The organism is Vreelandella halophytica (assembly GCF_968193635.1).
Map to the genome: position 1 here is coordinate 3,140,641 of NZ_OZ309107.1, position 15,685 is coordinate 3,156,325.

Annotated in this window: 23 protein-coding genes and 3 pseudogenes; 4 read left to right on the forward strand and 22 right to left on the reverse strand. The window is 47.7% G+C overall.

Annotation, left to right across the window (positions count from 1 at the left end; genetic code table 11):
- Positions 1–37 precede the first annotated feature (37 nt).
- From ACWHXT_RS14450 to ACWHXT_RS14465, 4 genes are read right to left on the reverse strand one after another with little or no spacing between them, the layout of a single operon-like run.
- Positions 38–316: a hypothetical protein gene (locus tag ACWHXT_RS14450; RefSeq protein WP_447956350.1), complete on the reverse strand. Its 279-nt coding sequence runs from the start codon at positions 314–316 to the stop codon at positions 38–40.
- Positions 316–1,290, reverse strand: a complete 975-nt coding sequence (locus ACWHXT_RS14455; protein ID WP_447956351.1) for a type VI immunity family protein — start codon at positions 1,288–1,290, stop codon at positions 316–318. The genes ACWHXT_RS14450 and ACWHXT_RS14455 overlap by 1 nt, the downstream gene beginning before the upstream one ends.
- A 37-nt stretch (positions 1,291–1,327) precedes the next feature.
- Positions 1,328–1,735, reverse strand: a complete 408-nt coding sequence (locus ACWHXT_RS14460; RefSeq protein ID WP_447956352.1) for a hypothetical protein — start codon at positions 1,733–1,735, stop codon at positions 1,328–1,330.
- Positions 1,732–2,493 (reverse strand): type VI immunity family protein, encoded by a 762-nt coding sequence (locus tag ACWHXT_RS14465; protein WP_447956353.1) that lies wholly within the window; start codon positions 2,491–2,493, stop codon positions 1,732–1,734. Before ACWHXT_RS14465 ends, ACWHXT_RS14460 begins: the two co-directional genes overlap by 4 nt.
- Positions 2,494–2,525: 32 nt before the next feature.
- Here ACWHXT_RS14465 and ACWHXT_RS14470 point away from each other — a divergent pair, with 32 nt between their 5' ends.
- Positions 2,526–2,666 (forward strand): hypothetical protein, encoded by a 141-nt coding sequence (locus tag ACWHXT_RS14470; RefSeq protein ID WP_447956354.1) that lies wholly within the window; start codon positions 2,526–2,528, stop codon positions 2,664–2,666.
- Between the two features lie 135 nt (positions 2,667–2,801).
- Here ACWHXT_RS14470 and ACWHXT_RS14475 read toward each other — a convergent pair whose 3' ends face one another.
- The 8 genes from ACWHXT_RS14475 to ACWHXT_RS14510 all read right to left on the reverse strand — a co-directional run bounded on the left by ACWHXT_RS14475 (position 2,802) and on the right by ACWHXT_RS14510 (position 8,738).
- On the reverse strand, positions 2,802–2,987 hold the full coding sequence (locus ACWHXT_RS14475; protein ID WP_447956355.1) for a hypothetical protein: 186 nt from the start codon (positions 2,985–2,987) through the stop codon (positions 2,802–2,804).
- Between the two features lie 244 nt (positions 2,988–3,231).
- Positions 3,232–3,555, reverse strand: coding sequence for an Imm58 family immunity protein (locus ACWHXT_RS14480; protein WP_447956356.1), 324 nt, complete (start codon positions 3,553–3,555; stop codon positions 3,232–3,234).
- 840 nt (positions 3,556–4,395) lie between these two features.
- A complete protein-coding gene (locus ACWHXT_RS14485) occupies positions 4,396–4,962 on the reverse strand; it encodes a hypothetical protein (RefSeq protein WP_447956357.1) in 567 nt (188 codons plus the stop codon).
- A gap of 622 nt (positions 4,963–5,584) precedes the next feature.
- On the reverse strand, positions 5,585–5,731 hold the full coding sequence (locus ACWHXT_RS14490; protein WP_447956358.1) for an RHS domain-containing protein: 147 nt from the start codon (positions 5,729–5,731) through the stop codon (positions 5,585–5,587).
- Positions 5,732–5,801: 70 nt separating this feature from the next.
- Positions 5,802–6,056, reverse strand: a complete 255-nt coding sequence (locus ACWHXT_RS14495) for a hypothetical protein (protein ID WP_447956359.1) — start codon at positions 6,054–6,056, stop codon at positions 5,802–5,804.
- Positions 6,046–7,026: an RHS repeat domain-containing protein gene (locus ACWHXT_RS14500; RefSeq protein ID WP_447956360.1), complete on the reverse strand. Its 981-nt coding sequence runs from the start codon at positions 7,024–7,026 to the stop codon at positions 6,046–6,048. Before ACWHXT_RS14500 ends, ACWHXT_RS14495 begins: the two co-directional genes overlap by 11 nt.
- Positions 7,027–7,048: 22 nt before the next feature.
- Positions 7,049–7,393 carry a hypothetical protein gene (locus tag ACWHXT_RS14505; protein WP_447956361.1) on the reverse strand — a complete coding sequence of 115 codons (345 nt, stop codon included), beginning with the start codon at positions 7,391–7,393 and terminating at the stop codon, positions 7,049–7,051.
- Positions 7,394–7,613: 220 nt separating this feature from the next.
- Positions 7,614–8,738, reverse strand: a complete 1,125-nt coding sequence (locus ACWHXT_RS14510) for a WD40/YVTN/BNR-like repeat-containing protein (RefSeq protein WP_447956362.1) — start codon at positions 8,736–8,738, stop codon at positions 7,614–7,616.
- A gap of 273 nt (positions 8,739–9,011) precedes the next feature.
- Between ACWHXT_RS14510 and ACWHXT_RS14515 the strand changes: the two genes are divergently transcribed.
- Positions 9,012–9,425, forward strand: a complete 414-nt coding sequence (locus tag ACWHXT_RS14515) for a hypothetical protein (protein ID WP_447956363.1) — start codon at positions 9,012–9,014, stop codon at positions 9,423–9,425.
- Positions 9,426–9,455: 30 nt separating this feature from the next.
- Here ACWHXT_RS14515 and ACWHXT_RS14520 read toward each other — a convergent pair whose 3' ends face one another.
- The 5 genes and pseudogenes from ACWHXT_RS14520 to ACWHXT_RS14540 form a co-directional block, all read right to left on the reverse strand.
- The gene (locus ACWHXT_RS14520; RefSeq protein ID WP_447956364.1) at positions 9,456–9,836 is read right to left on the reverse strand and encodes a hypothetical protein; all 381 of its coding nucleotides are present in this window, start codon (positions 9,834–9,836) and stop codon (positions 9,456–9,458) included.
- A gap of 919 nt (positions 9,837–10,755) precedes the next feature.
- A complete protein-coding gene (locus ACWHXT_RS14525; RefSeq protein ID WP_447956365.1) occupies positions 10,756–11,268 on the reverse strand; it encodes a hypothetical protein in 513 nt (170 codons plus the stop codon).
- A 20-nt stretch (positions 11,269–11,288) separates the two neighbouring features.
- Positions 11,289–11,573, reverse strand: a pseudogene (locus ACWHXT_RS14530) (hypothetical protein); the annotation flags it as partial.
- A 60-nt stretch (positions 11,574–11,633) separates the two neighbouring features.
- Positions 11,634–12,017, reverse strand: a complete 384-nt coding sequence (locus ACWHXT_RS14535) for an RHS repeat-associated core domain-containing protein (RefSeq protein WP_447956366.1) — start codon at positions 12,015–12,017, stop codon at positions 11,634–11,636.
- A gap of 20 nt (positions 12,018–12,037) precedes the next feature.
- A complete protein-coding gene (locus ACWHXT_RS14540) occupies positions 12,038–12,397 on the reverse strand; it encodes a hypothetical protein (RefSeq protein WP_447956367.1) in 360 nt (119 codons plus the stop codon).
- Between the two features lie 21 nt (positions 12,398–12,418).
- Here ACWHXT_RS14540 and ACWHXT_RS14545 point away from each other — a divergent pair, with 21 nt between their 5' ends.
- A complete protein-coding gene (locus ACWHXT_RS14545; RefSeq protein ID WP_447956368.1) occupies positions 12,419–12,565 on the forward strand; it encodes a hypothetical protein in 147 nt (48 codons plus the stop codon).
- Positions 12,566–12,662: 97 nt separating this feature from the next.
- Here ACWHXT_RS14545 and ACWHXT_RS14550 read toward each other — a convergent pair whose 3' ends face one another.
- The 3 genes and pseudogenes from ACWHXT_RS14550 to ACWHXT_RS14560 form a co-directional block, all read right to left on the reverse strand.
- Positions 12,663–13,151, reverse strand: a complete 489-nt coding sequence (locus ACWHXT_RS14550; RefSeq protein WP_447956369.1) for a hypothetical protein — start codon at positions 13,149–13,151, stop codon at positions 12,663–12,665.
- A gap of 103 nt (positions 13,152–13,254) precedes the next feature.
- Positions 13,255–13,362: pseudogene (locus ACWHXT_RS14555) on the reverse strand (RHS repeat-associated core domain-containing protein); the annotation flags it as partial.
- 12 nt (positions 13,363–13,374) lie between these two features.
- Positions 13,375–13,830, reverse strand: coding sequence for an RHS domain-containing protein (locus ACWHXT_RS14560; RefSeq protein ID WP_447956370.1), 456 nt, complete (start codon positions 13,828–13,830; stop codon positions 13,375–13,377).
- Between ACWHXT_RS14560 and ACWHXT_RS14565 the strand changes: the two genes are divergently transcribed.
- Positions 13,816–14,007, forward strand: a complete 192-nt coding sequence (locus ACWHXT_RS14565; protein ID WP_447956371.1) for a hypothetical protein — start codon at positions 13,816–13,818, stop codon at positions 14,005–14,007. The two genes, ACWHXT_RS14560 and ACWHXT_RS14565, sit on opposite strands and share 15 nt — an antisense overlap.
- Before the next feature lie 316 nt (positions 14,008–14,323).
- On the opposite strand, the pseudogene ACWHXT_RS14570 reads toward ACWHXT_RS14565, so the two are convergent.
- Both ACWHXT_RS14570 and ACWHXT_RS14575 read right to left on the reverse strand, forming a co-directional pair.
- A pseudogene (locus ACWHXT_RS14570) lies at positions 14,324–15,299 on the reverse strand (IS30 family transposase).
- Positions 15,300–15,447: 148 nt separating this feature from the next.
- Positions 15,448–15,684 (reverse strand): hypothetical protein, encoded by a 237-nt coding sequence (locus ACWHXT_RS14575; protein ID WP_447956372.1) that lies wholly within the window; start codon positions 15,682–15,684, stop codon positions 15,448–15,450.
- Between the last annotated feature and the right edge of the window lies 1 nt (position 15,685).

Here is a 15,685-nt window from a genome sequence, read left to right on the forward strand (position 1 = left end):
ATGGCCTAGAGAACTCTCTTGCCGTTCTATCTTTCTATTAAACCTGGCGGCCAAAAGGCGGTCCGGTAATCAAAGTGCTCGGCGGTTGAGCCTGCTGGAGGTCTTCAATGCGCAGCTTAAGCGCGAAACTGCCTGGTTTGAATACGATAGCCGGGCGCTGGCTTTCTCCAACTAAAGCGTGGTTAGCGTCCAGTTCGCTGTATACGATGTGGTTCTCCTTTTCATCAACGTCTACACGACCCAATTTAATGTAGAAAAATAGCTGTGTAGGGCCGCACTCTAACTCGAAGGTTTCATAGCTCGCGGGCTCGCTCATTACTCCCCTCCTTGTGGGCTGAAGCGTGCCAGCCATGCTTGGTATTCTGCCTCATCGAAGCGCTTTTCGTTTCGTGCATTGCCAAATAGCTGAGGGTGAATTCCCTGATGATCCTGGATGCGAACGGGTTCGATAATCTCAGCCACCCGCTGGTAGTCCGCAAGAACTGCATTAATTTCGGGGTTTTCGTTATCCCCCAATTGTGGCGTGGAGCCAGCGCGCAAAATAGCGCCTCCGTTGTACTCCATCACCGATAGGTCGCCCATTTTCTCTTTGACCTGCTCCACACCTCCCAGCTCAGCCAACCACTGATCGGAAAGAATTGTTAACCAATCGACTCTTTTTAAGCCACGATCCAGATTAAAGGAATGTTCGCTGAATTGATTAATTTGAAGACCGGGAAAGCGCTGGCCAAACTTATACTCAAGTATGACGGCTTCATCGCTTTTTTCGTAACCATAAGATCGACCTAACCAAAACCCGGAATATCCATGCTCCGGTTTTAGTTTATCGCACCAACGTTGTACAAGCTCGGGTAACTTCTGCTCTCGCTCGACAAAAAAATCAATGGGAAACTGGAAATACAAACGACTAAGTTGTCTTCTCTGGTCAGCGCTTGGTCGTTTACCCAACACTACAAAAGCATGACTATCCGCATCACTACGCCGCTGACCACCGTGATAAACGAACTCCCACTCGCCAGGGCCGTAAGTAGGTAGCCAGTCAAAAGGGGTAATATAGCTATCGAATCCTTTGAGCTTTTTCCAGCGGCCAGTGGTAGGGTTGGTCGTCCAGGTCAGTTGGTCGCCGACCAGGTCCCGGTAATCGGCGAGGATATCCAACACCGCCTGACGCTTCTCTTCTTGCTGGGAGCCAGTAAAAAACAGCGCCACACCGAGGCTAATTTTAAATAGCACGCCGTTGTCGGTTTCGACTGTTAGCAGGCGATCCAGTTCATCTTGCTGGGTATCCATTGCGTCAACTCCTTGTACTAAACATTGGGCAAAATACTCAATTCCCCTCTGGATACCAGATAATACCTATCACTTTCGCCTGCAGTTCAACAATGGCGTTACGGTCGCCCGCCCGAAAGCGTAATCGCCAAGGGTCGCCGCGCTCGATTACTTCCAGCGTGTGGAGATAAGGAATCAGTTTTTCCTGCGCCACCGCAGGGTCGACCAGAGGCCAGCGCTCTCCTTCTTGGATATGTACGAACGTATCGCCTTCTACCTCAAACACCATGGTGCCCGGTCCCCAGAAGAGGGTAATATCCGACTGTATCGACCAGTCGCCATCGCTGCACACGATACGAATCGCCTGTTCGTTAACGTCCACCCGCTCCAGCTCGATGTCAGGAAACAGCTGCGTAGGAATCCACTCCAGCTCGAACGTTTCGCCGCTCGCTGTTGGTTCGCTCATTGCTCACTCCCTTGGGGGCTAAAGCGCGCTAGCCAGGCTTGGTACTCAGCCTCATCAAATCGTTTTTCGTGGCGCACGTCACCAAATAGCTGGGGATGAATGCCTTGATGGTCTTTGATACGAACGGGCTCGATAATTTCCGCCACCCGGCGGTAGTCGGCTAAGGCGGCATTGACCTCGGGATTTTCGTTGTCACCCAGCTGCGGCATGGGGCCAGCGCGCAGAATGGCGCCGCCGTTATACTCCAGCACCGGCAGCTCACCCATTTGTTCTTTGACTTGCTCTAATCCACCTAATCTTTCTATCAAATGATCAGATAGAATTGTTAGCCAATCAACACCTTTTAAGCCTCGATACAAATTTAAAGAGTGTGTAGTGAAACTATTAATTTGAAGACCGGGAAAGCGTTGGCCAAACTTATATTCGAGAATTACCGTCTCATCACTATCTTCATACCCCTTAGATCGTCCTAGAAAGGATCCTGAATACCCATGCTCTGGTTTTAGTTTATCGCACCAGCGCTGCACAATTTCAGGTAACGTCTGCTCACGCTCGACGAAAAAATCAAAAGGAAATTGACAATATATGTAGCTTAAGTCTTCATCCTTTAAAACACCTAGAGATACTATTTCATACGAATTAGCATCGCTACGCCGATGACCACCATGGTAGACAAACTCCCACTCGCCGGGGCCGTAGCTAGGCAACCAGTCAAAGGGGGCCACATAGCTATCAAACCCATTATAAGCTTCTTCCAACGACCAGTAGTAGGGTTCGTGGTCCAGGTCAGTTGATCACCAACCAAGTCGCGGTAGTCAGCGAGAATATCCAATACAGCCTGGCGCTTTTCATTCTGCTGGGAACCGGTAAAAAACAGCGCCACGCCCAGGCAGATTTTAAACAGCACGCCGTTATCGGTTTCGACGGTTAGCAGTTCATCCAAATTCTGCAATTTCATCCATTTTCTCTCCTTAAGAAGGACGCGATTGGCGTTACCGTCATAGTGAATGGCGCCATCGGCTTGGCGCGCGATCTTATTGATGCGTAGAGATAGGCTATCATAGCGTTAAATTGCTTCCACGGTTTCCCCTGCTCGCTCGAGCAAAGGAGTCGAGCGCTGGCTGTCACGTTCTTCACGTACGATGCGTTCACCGTTGACATCCAGGACGTAGCAGTGGGTTTGGTCGCCGTGCTGGCGGCCGGCGGCGTCGTAGCTGTAGGCAATAACGCTGGAGGCGTGATCATTCTGCACGCTTCTGAAATTCATGCGCCCAGGGGCGTCGTATTGGTACGGCTAGCCACCGCCGTTCTGCGCGCCGCGCAGGGTCAAGTGATTGGCAATCTGCCGACAAACAATTCCTGGCACTCAGTATAGATTGTGCAGATCCCTAGGTTTTAATACTGGCCTAAACTATTACTTCGATAAAAAATACATAGACATCCAATATAACTAATAAAAAAACCAACTACACAAAGAAAAATTAAAATCTAAAAACTTACTCTATCTTGATCAACTTGTTATTTTCAAAAAATAAAGTTAATTCGTTCACCGTCATCAAGTCTAGCTCTTTTGACTCCTTCACGAGGATAGTATTATCTCCATAATTATTTATATCATTTATGCTTTTAGCAATCACTTCTTTTTCCTTACCAATCCATTCATTTTCAAGCAGCTCTAGTATAATATCCTTATGCTGTACCTGAGACTCATAACTACTTTTTAAGTAAGAATATGAGATACTAATATCCACTAAAAAAAGCAAAGCAAAAGCCAAACATAACGACATCAAAAAAAGCAATATAAAAATAACTGCTCTCATTATTTCCAACCAGTATCAGTACATTCTTGAAAGAATGTAAAACAATTATTTTTTAACCGAGGCTTGCAACTATATGCCGATTTTTCATGATCATTTTCAAATTTTTCGATATATCTATACATTTTTTATCAATCCAAATTAGAATGAAAAGTTATTTTTAAATTAGCTACTATTCCTGCACGTTCTGACAAGGCTTCCCTTAGAGCGCCTCATGAGATTTTCGATAGAGTGCCGTCGCTACTTGTTTCTAAATCAAGAAAAACAATCTTTCTTAAACCCCATAATTGCCTGGAATAGCTCCTCCTGTAATACCCAACTGCTCAGCCCCATACCTACCATATTCATGGTACTGTATCTCACCTCTATTATTATAGCCTAATATACCAGGATTCCCTCCCAGCCTGGTCGGACTAAATACAAAGCCACTACTAAATAGGCCAATCGGGGAAATGCACGTGACATCCGGTTAACCCCATCATGACGATACCGGACGCCTTTACGCTGCGTAACGCGGTTATCGGTGATCGGAAAGGGGTTGCCATCCACAATGTAGCGGTGGGCTTGGTCGCCGTGCTGCCCGGCTAGGCGGGAGGCAGCATCATGGCTTTTCGAGCTGGCACAGGATTTTGGATACTCACCTGACTGGAACTACTTTATTCCAGCATTCTGAAAATTTCAGGGCGCTGGATGCTCCCGATGCAAAACTTCAATATCCTACTGTCACAGATGGCTCTCAGTTGCCCAAGCACCTGTGTAAATACATCAGCCTTTAAGCCGGGCTACATGACACTATTTTGGCCAAAACTTTAGATATTGACTCACATCTTGCGACGTCGCCATTCAGTTTTTCCTCGAAAAAAGTTTTATTAAAAAATTTAAAGCCCCTTTTATTATCAAAACAAAATTTATAAAAAACAACAAAAAAAGAAAGATAATAGTGAATCCCAAGTACTTTCCCCGAATACACTGCCAATGACTCACTCTGACCCATCTCTCTTCTTGTTCAACACCTTCTTCAGATAAAACTTCATAAACATATTCTTCGCCATCTCCCGGCGAATACCTTTGAAGTGAAAAAAGCTCTTCATTCTTTTCCCAATCAATTGCTTTAAAGTAAAATTTACGGCCTATCGATGCTGTATTATACCCAACAATAATTTTAAATTTTCTTGCTCCTTTAACCCACTTATCAAACACTGGTTTTTCTTTATTTGTACTAGATATAACTTCCGTGTTACCGATCATTAACTGAAATCGATCATCAAACCAAGAGGGTGAAAGGCCTAGCGCTAGCTCTGGCTTTTTTTCTCTTATGCCACAGTAAAGGGCAGTTGAAGAATTCATGTACAGTAAAATCAAGGCTAAGAAAAATAAACTGGCAACAAAAAAAGCATATGAAGAACGCATATTTTTAGGACCACCTATTATGGTTTTGGAAAGGTAATTGACCAGTCGAAGGTATTATATAGATATGGTGTGCCCCCTAGCTCAACGCCCATACCTATAGGATCCTTAAAGCCAACAGGGTTTTCCTCCCGGTTCATAATCGAAACTGTAAAGGTTGTTGTGCAGCTTGCTTCAGTGCAAACCTCAGTATAATCAGTCTTCATTCTACCTATATGAAAGGTATCCCCCCCTCTATATGAGATCCATATCAGTTCTGTGTGATTCTCTACCTCTTCCACGCATATTTCTTTCGCTTTGGGTTTGAATGCCGAGATGGTTGATTATTTTATCCTTAACTGACTGACAAAGTGCTGCGGGGCTACCGTTACCGCTGTAATAATGTGCTACCACGTCGCTGGAGTTTTTTAAGATACTATAGTCACGGATGCGCTCCATCCAGACCCAGCGGAACCCCCGCCCCATCGGATTAGCCACATACCCACACAAATTCGTATCACCGCGTAACCCAATTCGGATCCTGACTCACATACCGCCCCTGCTGAGGATCGTAATACCAGTGGCGATTGTAATAGAGTCCGCTTTCACTGCCCCTGGAAGAGAATCGGCTGACGGGCACTGCCGCTTACATTTTCACTGCCGCCCAGTCGTCGGGCTGGCCCTGCCACTGTGTTTCGCCATTGGCGGCAACGAGTTTCATCGGGGTGCCAATCGCATCGGTGACGAAGGCGCTGAGTTGCGGGCCCTGTTCGGTGTCGTCTATGCGCAGCATGGGCACGAAGCTGCCCGGCTCGTAGACGATGGGGTAGATTTATTGATTCGTGAATTCAGAAAAGAATGGTTCAATTCTTACCGGCAGGCTGAACGCTGACATTCCCTGGCAACCAATGGACATAGCCTTTCACGCCATTTTTAAGTTGAACCTTGTAGTACATAGAGTCTTTTGCATATTCAGGATAGAGTACCTGTGCCACCTCGCCTTTGCTCATTATGTCAATGATTTGTACTTGTTCACCAGGAGGGCCACTAGCAGGAAAATTTTCATAAACCGTGATAGAAGTTTCAGCTATTAAAATTGACTCCGATTTACTCTTCACAAAAAAGCTCAATGTGTATAAGGCAGCCAAAACTGCAAAAATTACAGATAGAATCATTTTGCCCATGGTGCAGTACTTCCCTCAAATGGCCACATAACATTACTTTTTCAGCTTGCTCAGTCGGTTGATAAAACTCTGATCTCGAAAACAATTCAGATTCCAGTAGTGAAAAACCAAGAGATACTGGAAGTATATTCCATCCAAAATTATAACCAAGTTGCTGTAAGCAGTCTTGAACAGGTGTACCACAATTTTTTGTTAATATACTGTATGATGAATATTGACTACTCATGAAATTTTGTAGCAGTTCTTCCTCTTCTCCAGTCAGATCTAGATGAATTCCTCTTCCGAGGCGAAAATTATTGTTCTTAAGGTCCTCACTCGCCAGCATTACAGACATTCCCGATGGACCATAGCTATAAGCTGTATCGTTAATGCTTGCCGACACATAACCAAAAGGTGAAGCTCCTCGCCCTACTGGTTTCCATATTGTGACCGTTGTTTCCGACCCAAGCGGATCCGCTGCAGCTATCGGGTTCTTCACATACCCATACAAATTCACACCACCGCGTGGTCCAATAGAGTACTGACTCACATACCGGCCCTGCTGTGGGTCGTAGTACCGGTGCCGATTGTAATAGAGCCCACTCTCCTCGTCCTGCCATTGCCCCTGAAACCGAATCGGCTGACGGGCACTGCCGCACGCGTTTTTCACTGCCGCCCAATCATCGGGCTGGCCCTGCCACTGCGTTTCGCCGTTGGCGGCAACGAGCTGCATCGGGCTGCCAATCGCATCCGTGACGAAGGCGCTGAGTTGCGGGCCTTCTTGGGCATCGTCGTAACTGAACACGACTTCGCCATGCTCGTTGATGACGCTGATGAGATGGCCGTTGGCGTCCCAGCGGTACTGCTCAGTGCTGGCTGGAAAGAGACGCAATATTTTGTTGCGTTCATAACCATTACACTCCACGACCAAAACCCAGGACTATTCTCTACAAGGACCAACTGCTCCAGCGCATAGTCACACTATTAAGCTCAACGTCTGTTTCAAAGATGATTCTGTCATACGTTTTCCCACGCTCCAAACTGCCGTTTTTCCGTAAGAACAAGCGTAGGCCATTACTGGTATCCGCAACTCCTCCACGATGATAGACTTTAACTTCATCGCCATTTGAGGTGTTAATCAAAGTAGCTGCTATACGCCCTTCAACAAAGACCTGATCACTCCATGCTTTTATAGCTTCCCAATCATCAACATCATTTGGCTGCATCGAAGTCACATCAATACTAATATACGCACCGCCTATTACCCTCACTGGTTTTTCTAAATTAAACACAAGATGGCTGCCTTCCCCCATGTCAACTGGTGATGGCGTTAACGTAACCGGGTTACCAAAAAAACAACTAAAAAAAGTGTTTTTAAAACATTTATAAATTCGGACATAATAGTAACCTCGCCCAAAGCTTTGTCATCCAAGTGTTTTTAGCATTAGCCTTTGCAGATGGTTAATGATTATAAATAATGAGGGCGTATTGCTGGATATGCATGCAATAGGCCTAAGGGATCTCCCGCCGATAGAGCGAGTAACCCACCACACGCCACCGCTCGCCTGTGCGAGTATCGTAGTAACCGCCCTGGGCATTGCGGCCTTCATCTTCCATCCGCCAACTGCCGCCGCCATCGTAGCTAACCGCTGTCACATCGCTGCCCAACAGGCTGCCTTGATTCACGCCGTCAAATAGCAGGCCTTCATCGGGGGTGATGTAAAGGGCATAACCCACCAGGTCGCTATCAAATTCGTGCAGCTCGGTTAACTCGTCGCCATTCCAGTGCCAGACGGAAGACGGGTGGTCGGGAAGCTTGTCTTTGGGCATAAAGCCATGAGGGCGGCCCCGTCTGGCCAGAATATACGTTTCGCTTTGGTCGGTCGCCGCGATATCCATGACGCGGTAATGGCCCAGGGCCAGCTCAAAGCCGGGCTCGTCTTCTCCCCAGGGCAGGGTGTACATCACGCTTTCGCCGCGGACTTGATCATGAAAGGCCATGCGCAGGACGTTATCTTCCCCGAGCGCGACTAAATCAAAGCGTTGGCGTTCGTTGCCAGGGTCGCGGGATGTTTCTGGCACCGGAATTTCCTGCCAATTGTCGCCGCCATCGTTAGTGCGCCAGATATGGGGCCCCCAGCCAATCAGGTAGCCGCGCTCGGCGTCGATAAAACGCAGGGCGGAAATATTCTGCTCCTCCGGCCAGCGCATTTTCTCCCAGGACTCGCCCTGATCATTGGATTTGAATAACTGCGTGATTTGAGGCGTATAGCGCTCGCCTGGAGGTGGGCTTAAGTGATAATCCATCCATCCTGTGGCCAGGTAAAGCGTATTCCAATCCCTGGATAGCCACCAGTCAGCTTGTTGGGCAGGCTCTTCAAATAGCCGATCAGCCCCGTTACTAATTGATCCACTTAATAGCCTTACCGTACGGCGATTAGCTCTTTCGTTGACATCCCCCATCCAAGGTTCCGAAGGTTCCGCTTTTTGCAGGGTGCTACGCTCCTCGCGAGGTTTAAAAGTTATTTCGGGTTTTGTAAGCTTGAGAGATAGTGTGTTATCCCCTCGAATCCTAAAGTCGCCAGGCCCGTAAGGTTCATCTTCTTTTATAAAATCGCTACTAACCCGCTCCCACATACTCCAACTCCCTATGACCCAACTCGTGACCAAAATGGCAGCCACGCCAAAAAACCAACGAGTTTTTCGCATAACGATATCTCCTACTGGAGATGGTCTATTAAACGTGAAAGCGCCATAGTGGATCAGCGGTGACGACCCGTGGCCGCCGGAGGTGGATGGGCGCGTTTCAGCCAGATGTATGGTCTCGAAGTGTAATGGTCTATTCGACAAGCCACGACCACGCACGCCATCCGAAAGGACATACAGCGATCGACGGCTTCGGTCGCAGAATTGAGTCGACGCTACAACCTCAATCCCAAAACCGTCCGCAAATGGCGGCAGCGCACGTCGGTTGAAAAAGAGAGAATGGGGGCAAAGACACGTCGCTCGTCTTCTCTGACACCGATGGAAGAAGCCACTGCCGTCACCTGCCGGCGAACGACGCACCTGCCACTGGATGACTGCCTGTTTACGCTGCAGCGCTTTATCCCGCACCTGACGCGCTCCAGCCTGCATCGCCTCTATCAGCGTCACGGTATCAGCCGGTTGCCACTTGAAGCCGGAGCCCAAACAAAAGGACAGCCGTTCAGGGCGTATGCGATCGGCTACGTGCATCTCGTTATCTGTGACATCCGCACCAGCCAGGATGCCCCGGACAGGTTCCATCATGAACCGAACCACTACTTTGTGGGACAGAACACCTAACCACTACACTTCGGGAACAAACATCTAAAATCAACGGCCTTTTTGACGAATGATTCTAATGCAAAAAAGGTTTGTAGCTAATATCAAAGCCACTCCTAAAGCTATGAAGCTTACTTCTTTCCCAACCAAGACTTGAAGGTTGTCTTTATAGAAAGTTATTAAAATAACAGTTACAATCAAAACGGATATTATATATTTTGCTCCACTCACCTCTGCCACTGCTTCTTCTACTATTTCTTTACTACGATATGAATCAAGTAGTGGCAACAACATAGATGTCATAATGAGCAAAGGCCCTTCTATTGGATGTTCAATAAAAATATAAAATATCGGGACAAGCATAGCGCATGCAACACTCACTAAGTAAGTAATAAATGAGCATCTTAGGCATATTTTTCTTTTTTCTATCACTCGCTTCCTCTTTCTTTTGCTAACAAGGAAGGAATACTCCTTTACGTCCAAATAAGGCTAATATATGAGAACAAAGGTATTCCATTCCAGTAATTGACCAAAGACACTAAAGAGTTACCTCTTAGAATTAATCCGACATAATACAGCTCATGACCTCCATAATTAATGGGCTTTGTAATTATTTACGTATCAATGACAATTGGAGAAGGAATTACAATATGGTATAGCAGTTCTTGATTTTGACGATAGGAATTATCTTCTGGTCACCGTGCTGGCTGCCGTTCAGGCGGCCGGCGGCATCATAAAAACAATCTTATAAATTTATATAGCTAATCATTGATGGATATTATTCATGACCTGAAGTCCATCTCAAGTATCCTGGAGGGTAACCGATCAGCATTACTGAAGCTGACACATGAAGCATTAGACCTATCGCCAAAGAAAACAAAAGTACTCTTAAATCTATTCCTTCTTCAAAAAGCATTATAACAATACCTATAATAGAGCAAAGGCAGACAACTACTATAAAGCCACATAGAAATCTAAAAAAATCTCACCTTTTTAACTCTATTTCTCTTCAACATGCCGATCTCCGAATTTTAAATACTAATCAATCTAAAATTTCACTTAATCCTCGAAAGTATCGATTTGCCAAGGTTCTTACGATAGAGCCTCCCCCAGCACCCGATTCATAAGCACTTGTTATAAGAGCCGAATTAAAAGCGGTAATGCTTGCAACCAACCTCAAAGTACCTGGGTGATTACCGAGATGAGGAGCAGGCCCTTAAACACATAATTACCAATTGTATAACCACCATATTTTTGGACAATCCTTCCCCCGATACAGTCATCCCTGTCCAAAGTTTAATGGGGCAATACCTGTGCTGCGCTTATTGCTTAAATTCAGGTTTATTGTTTATCAAAAAAGTAAAAAATGCCCCCAGTTACTTGTAAGTTCTTCTTGATACTTTTTTTCTGCTCCATAGGTGTCATCAACAAGATTTGATAGATTGACCAAAAATAAAGCGATTAGCTTACTTTGCTCAATGGTAAAAATTTCAGTCGCTTCTTTATCTCCTAGTACGCTAAAAAAAATTGAGTCAAAGTAATCACCAATATTTCCTTTTTTTAAATTTTCAACTTCATAAAAATAATCGATAAATGCCGGAAGATAATAAATTTCACCTAACTTGCTTAATGATAAAAAAGGCCCCCAATCAAAGTCAAATTCTTCTGCATTATTAAAGTTAACTTCATACCATTTTTTTTCATGGAAAGTGGCCCGTTGCTTGAAGAAATTTTCTTCATCAGATAAGTCCCCGTAAGAAGCCAAAATGGGAAGGAATAGCTCCCCGCTTGGGAAGCTAGTTGGAAACTCCCTGAGAAGCTTTTTTCTATATATTTCGTGGTTGGAGAGTCTTAGACTGGACATTTGCCACCATTGTTCAATCGCTAAAATACGTCAATATATTTAAACATTAGGTTATCACTTTTTACTTCATAATCTCTAGCAAACGACACGGCATTTCTAAAATTTTGATTTATTTGGTTATTATGACCTGCATCGCCTTTAGCAAAGTATCTTCCAACTATATTAATCCTAGCCTGAGCACAAGCGTCGAAAATCTCAGCTCTACCATATTCAATCTCATTATGATCACACATCCCAAGCCCTTTTGTTCTGTTACACGCCTCATCTTGTTGCCTCTTTAACTCATCCTGTTCATCAGGAGTACAATTGCCCCCATAGCCAGGTAATGAGCGGTCACCAGCTGCTGTCCTGTGTGCAGCAGTGAGTCACTCTACCTCTTGTGCTCTAGATGACACTGATGTTGAACCCGGTAAGGTTGCTACTACAGCCGTAGCAGCTGCCACTCCTACACCTGTAATCCATTGTGCTGCAGAAGCGCATGCGGGAGTAACAACTGGTATCGCACGTGCTGCGGCCGGGTTTAAACCTAACGGATCCACCATCCCCGTCGGATTAGCGACATACCCATACAAATTCGTACCACCGCGCAACCCAATCGGATCCTGACTCGCATACCGCCCCTGCAGTGGATCGTAATACCGATGACGGTTGTTGTCTTCGTCTTGCCATTGGCCCTGAAAGCGAATCGGCTGCGTTGTATTCCCACGCACGTTCTTCACTGCCTTCCACTCATCGGCTGTGCCTGCCATTTCGTTTCGCCATTGGGCGCCTACAGTTGCATCGGCGTACCCAGCGCATCGGTCACAAAAGCGCTCATCATTTGGCCTTGCTGGGTGCCGTCGATGCGCAGCATGGGCACAAAGCTGCCCGGTTCGTAGACGATGGTCGAGCGCTGATTCTCGCTGTCTTCCCGCACGATCTTGTCGCCGTCCCAGCCGTAGTGGGTGGTGGCGGTGGTGCCGTCTACTGGGCGCACGGTCTTATTGATCCGGCGGCCCAGAGCGTCGTAACGGTAGGTGGCATCGACCGTACGGCCCCGCTCGCTTGCGCGGGTGAGCTGGACCAGGCGGTTGGCACCATCAAAACCAAGCGTCAGGCGGTCGCCGTTGGCGGCCTGCTTTTCGATCATGTTGCCCGCGCCGTCGAAGCGGTGGCGGGCGCCGTCCAGGCGGTTACCGGCGACATCGAGGGCGTAGCGGTGGGCCTGGTCGCCGTGCTGGCTGCCGGTCAGGCGGCCCGCGGCGTCATAGCTGTAGGCAATAACGCTGGAAGCCTGGTCACTCTTGCACGCTTCTGAAACTCATGCGGCCCAGGGCGTCGTACTGGTACTGCTGGCAGCCCTCATGAATAAGCCGGGTTCAATAGTGTTGCACTTGGAAATTGATGCCGTCCACTCATCCGTCGGCTTTACTTAAGGATATAAGTACTGGCTTTGACGTTGGTTTTGTATAGGTAATATGAACTCTATAATCAGCAATGTTATCCCATCGTTCCGCAGCCACAGAACCATCGCTACGTTTTCGATTCCAAGATGGATTCCCCAACATGGTTTTAATATCTTCTTGATTAGCAGAAAAAGACAAGCCTATCGGCAGTTTTCCATTGAACTGAGTGTAACCATCCTTACCTTCACCATATAAAAAAACCCCGCTTAAATAGAGTGCACTTTTTCCTATCGGTTGATTGGTTATCCCTAAAAATACAGCTTCACCTGTAAATACTAAAGAATAACCTTTAGCGGGTCGTTCAATATATGCTCTATATTCGCTGTCAGGCAAAATCAGATCGTTAGATAAATCGATGCTCTCTTTTTGTAGAATGCTATTCAGTTGTCGGCTCGATACCGCATCTCCAAGACACCCGAGTAAGTTTTCAATTTCCATACTAATAAGTCCTTGCGAAGAAAGTTAATCCGCGTCTATTTGGTTTAACAATGATTGGTCATATTCTGCATTTGTTCTTCGCTTAATTACAGTAGCAGCTTCATCAAGAGCGGTAACCCCCCCGCAACCCAATCGGATCCTGACTCACATACCGCCCCTGCTGCGGATCATAATACCGATGCCGGTTGTAGTAGAGCCCACTCTCCTCGTCCTGCCACTGCCCCTAGAAGCGAATCGGCTGACGGGCACTGCCACGCACATTTTTCACCGCCGCCCAGTCATCGGGCTGGCCCTGCCACTGCGTTTCGCCATTGGCGGCGACGAGCTGCATCGGGGTGCCGATCGCATCCGTGACGAAGGCGCTGAGTTGCGGGCCTTTCTGGGTATCGGCGATGCGCAACATCGGCACAAAGCTGCCCGGTTCGTAGACGATGGTCGAGCGCTGATTCTCGCTGTCTTCCCGCACGATCTTGTCGCCGTCCCAGCCGTAGTGGGTGGTGGCGGTGGTGCCGTCTACTTGGCGCACGGTCTTATTGATCCGGCGGCCCAGAGCGTCGTAACGGTAGGTGGCATCGACCGTACGGCCCCGCTCGCTTGCGCGGGTGAGCCGGACCAGGCGGTTGGCGCCATCGTAACCGAGCGTCAGGCGGTCGCCGTTGGCGGTTTGCTTTTCGATCATGTTGCCCGCGCCGTCGAAGCGGTGGCGGGCGCCGTCCAGGTGATCGAGGCGGTTGTCGGTCAGCGCCTGTTGGCCGTCCAGGCGGTTACCGGCGGCATCGAGGGCGTAGCGGTGGGCCTGGTCGCCGTGCTGGCTGCCGGTCAGGCGGCCGGCGGCGTCATAAAAACAATCTTATAAATTTATATACTTAATCATTGACGGATATTATTCATGGCCTGAACTCCAACTCAAGTATCTTGGTGGGTAGCCGGTCAGTATTACTGAAGCTGATACATGAAGCATTAGACCTATCGCCAAAGCAAAGAAAAGTATTCTTAAACCCATTCCTTCTTCAAAAAGTATTTTAACAATACCTATAATAGAAAAAAGGCAGACGACTACTATAAAGCCACATAAAATCTATAAAAAGTCTCACTTTTTTAACTTTATTACTTTTCAACATACCGATTTTCGATTTTTTAAATCATGGCAGTCTCAAGTTCTAAGTGCAACGCTATTGAATAGTGCCTGGACCGGCGACGGATTTCTTGAGCACCTCAGCATAGACTTCCAGCGGCGTGCGCCAGTCCAGTGTCTTGCGTGGTCGTGTATTCAGTGAGTCGGCGATCGCGTCGAGCTCTTCCTGGCTGTAGACCGACAGGTCCGTGCCCTTCGGCAGGTACTGCCGCAACAGTCCATTGATGTTCTCATTGGAACCCCGCTGCCATGGGCTATCCGGATCGGCAAAGTGGATCGCTGTCCCCTCTTCTGAGTGATCTCAGCATGCTTTACCATCTCTTTGCCCTGATCATAGGTCATCGATAGGCGCAGGGAGCGCGGTACCTCATTGAGCGTGTCGCTACAGCCAGCGGCCGCTGCTGTGGCCGTGGTGCCGTCCACTTTCGCCAGGACAGGATCACCAGCCGCGTGGCTCGCTCTACCAACGTATCGACAGCAGAGCGGTTGTGGGCACCGATGATGAGGTCACCCTCTCAATGGCCCGGCATCAGGCGATCTTCGGTCTTAGGAGGGCGCAGATGGATGCTGACCAGGTCGGGAATCTGTTGGCGTCTATCCTTGCAACGGCTTCGGGGGCGTCGTTTGCCGTTACCCTGGCGCAAGCAGGCAATCAGTTCCTTCTTGAGCGAGCCGCGCGGCATGAGGTAGAGCGCACTGTAGATGGCTTCGTGCGAGACGTGGCGGTCAGTGTTATTAGGAAACATACGTTTCATTGTGCGGGCAATTTGCTCTGGTGAGCAGTACTTGCGCAGCAGGTAGACCACCAGCTCGAACAGCTCACCATCGAGGTGCAGCTTCGGGCAACGTCGAGGCCGACAGCGGCTCAGTCGGGCGCGATGTCCAGCGAGGCTGGAGTCATACGCTCTGTCAGGGCTAACAGTATGACGCACCAGTTCTCGTGAAATAGTGCCAGGCGCACGCCCTAACTGACGCGCGATGGAACGAATCGAGTGGTGACCCTGCATCAGCATGATGGCGGCTTGGTCTTCAGCAGAAAGAGGCGATAACAATGAGTCATGGCAATACCTTACCTGATAGGTTAAGTGTTGCACTTGCTCATTGAGAGCGCCCATTCTTACCCTAAACGTATTGCATTTAAGGCTTAAAATTACTTTATCTTTAAGAGCAAACCACTCTAACTGTTAACCCATCTTTGTAAGAGAAATACTCTTTACAACCATCATCCAGCTCCCTCACTCCTATATCTTTAGCACTCATCACCTCCGTCAACTCGACCTTCCCATTTTCATTCCAGTCCATGTCTTTCCACGGATATCCTTTCATAAGGCCCAGTCCTAAATTTACTGAAACATACATGCCAAATAATAAACACAATCCTATGACAAACCACTTCATG

Coding starts and splice junctions, on each gene's coding strand:
- ACWHXT_RS14535 (WP_447956366.1), bottom strand. CDS start 12,017: ATGGCAGGCACAGCCGATGAGTGGAAGGCAGTGAAGAACGTGCGTGGG.
- ACWHXT_RS14550 (WP_447956369.1), bottom strand. CDS start 13,151: ATGGAAATTGAAAACTTACTCGGGTGTCTTGGAGATGCGGTATCGAGC.
- ACWHXT_RS14510 (WP_447956362.1), bottom strand. CDS start 8,738: ATGTGGGAGCGGGTTAGTAGCGATTTTATAAAAGAAGATGAACCTTAC.
- ACWHXT_RS14540 (WP_447956367.1), bottom strand. CDS start 12,397: ATGATCGAAAAGCAGGCCGCCAACGGCGACCGCCTGACGCTTGGTTTT.
- ACWHXT_RS14460 (WP_447956352.1), bottom strand. CDS start 1,735: ATGAGCGAACCAACAGCGAGCGGCGAAACGTTCGAGCTGGAGTGGATT.
- ACWHXT_RS14480 (WP_447956356.1), bottom strand. CDS start 3,555: ATGAGAGCAGTTATTTTTATATTGCTTTTTTTGATGTCGTTATGTTTG.
- ACWHXT_RS14575 (WP_447956372.1), bottom strand. CDS start 15,684: ATGAAGTGGTTTGTCATAGGATTGTGTTTATTATTTGGCATGTATGTT.
- ACWHXT_RS14485 (WP_447956357.1), bottom strand. CDS start 4,962: ATGCGTTCTTCATATGCTTTTTTTGTTGCCAGTTTATTTTTCTTAGCC.
- ACWHXT_RS14560 (WP_447956370.1), bottom strand. CDS start 13,830: ATGATCGAAAAGCAAACCGCCAACGGCGACCGCCTGACGCTCGGTTAC.
- ACWHXT_RS14490 (WP_447956358.1), bottom strand. CDS start 5,731: ATGCTGCGCATAGACGACACCGAACAGGGCCCGCAACTCAGCGCCTTC.
- ACWHXT_RS14450 (WP_447956350.1), bottom strand. CDS start 316: ATGAGCGAGCCCGCGAGCTATGAAACCTTCGAGTTAGAGTGCGGCCCT.
- ACWHXT_RS14455 (WP_447956351.1), bottom strand. CDS start 1,290: ATGGATACCCAGCAAGATGAACTGGATCGCCTGCTAACAGTCGAAACC.
- ACWHXT_RS14525 (WP_447956365.1), bottom strand. CDS start 11,268: ATGTCCAGTCTAAGACTCTCCAACCACGAAATATATAGAAAAAAGCTT.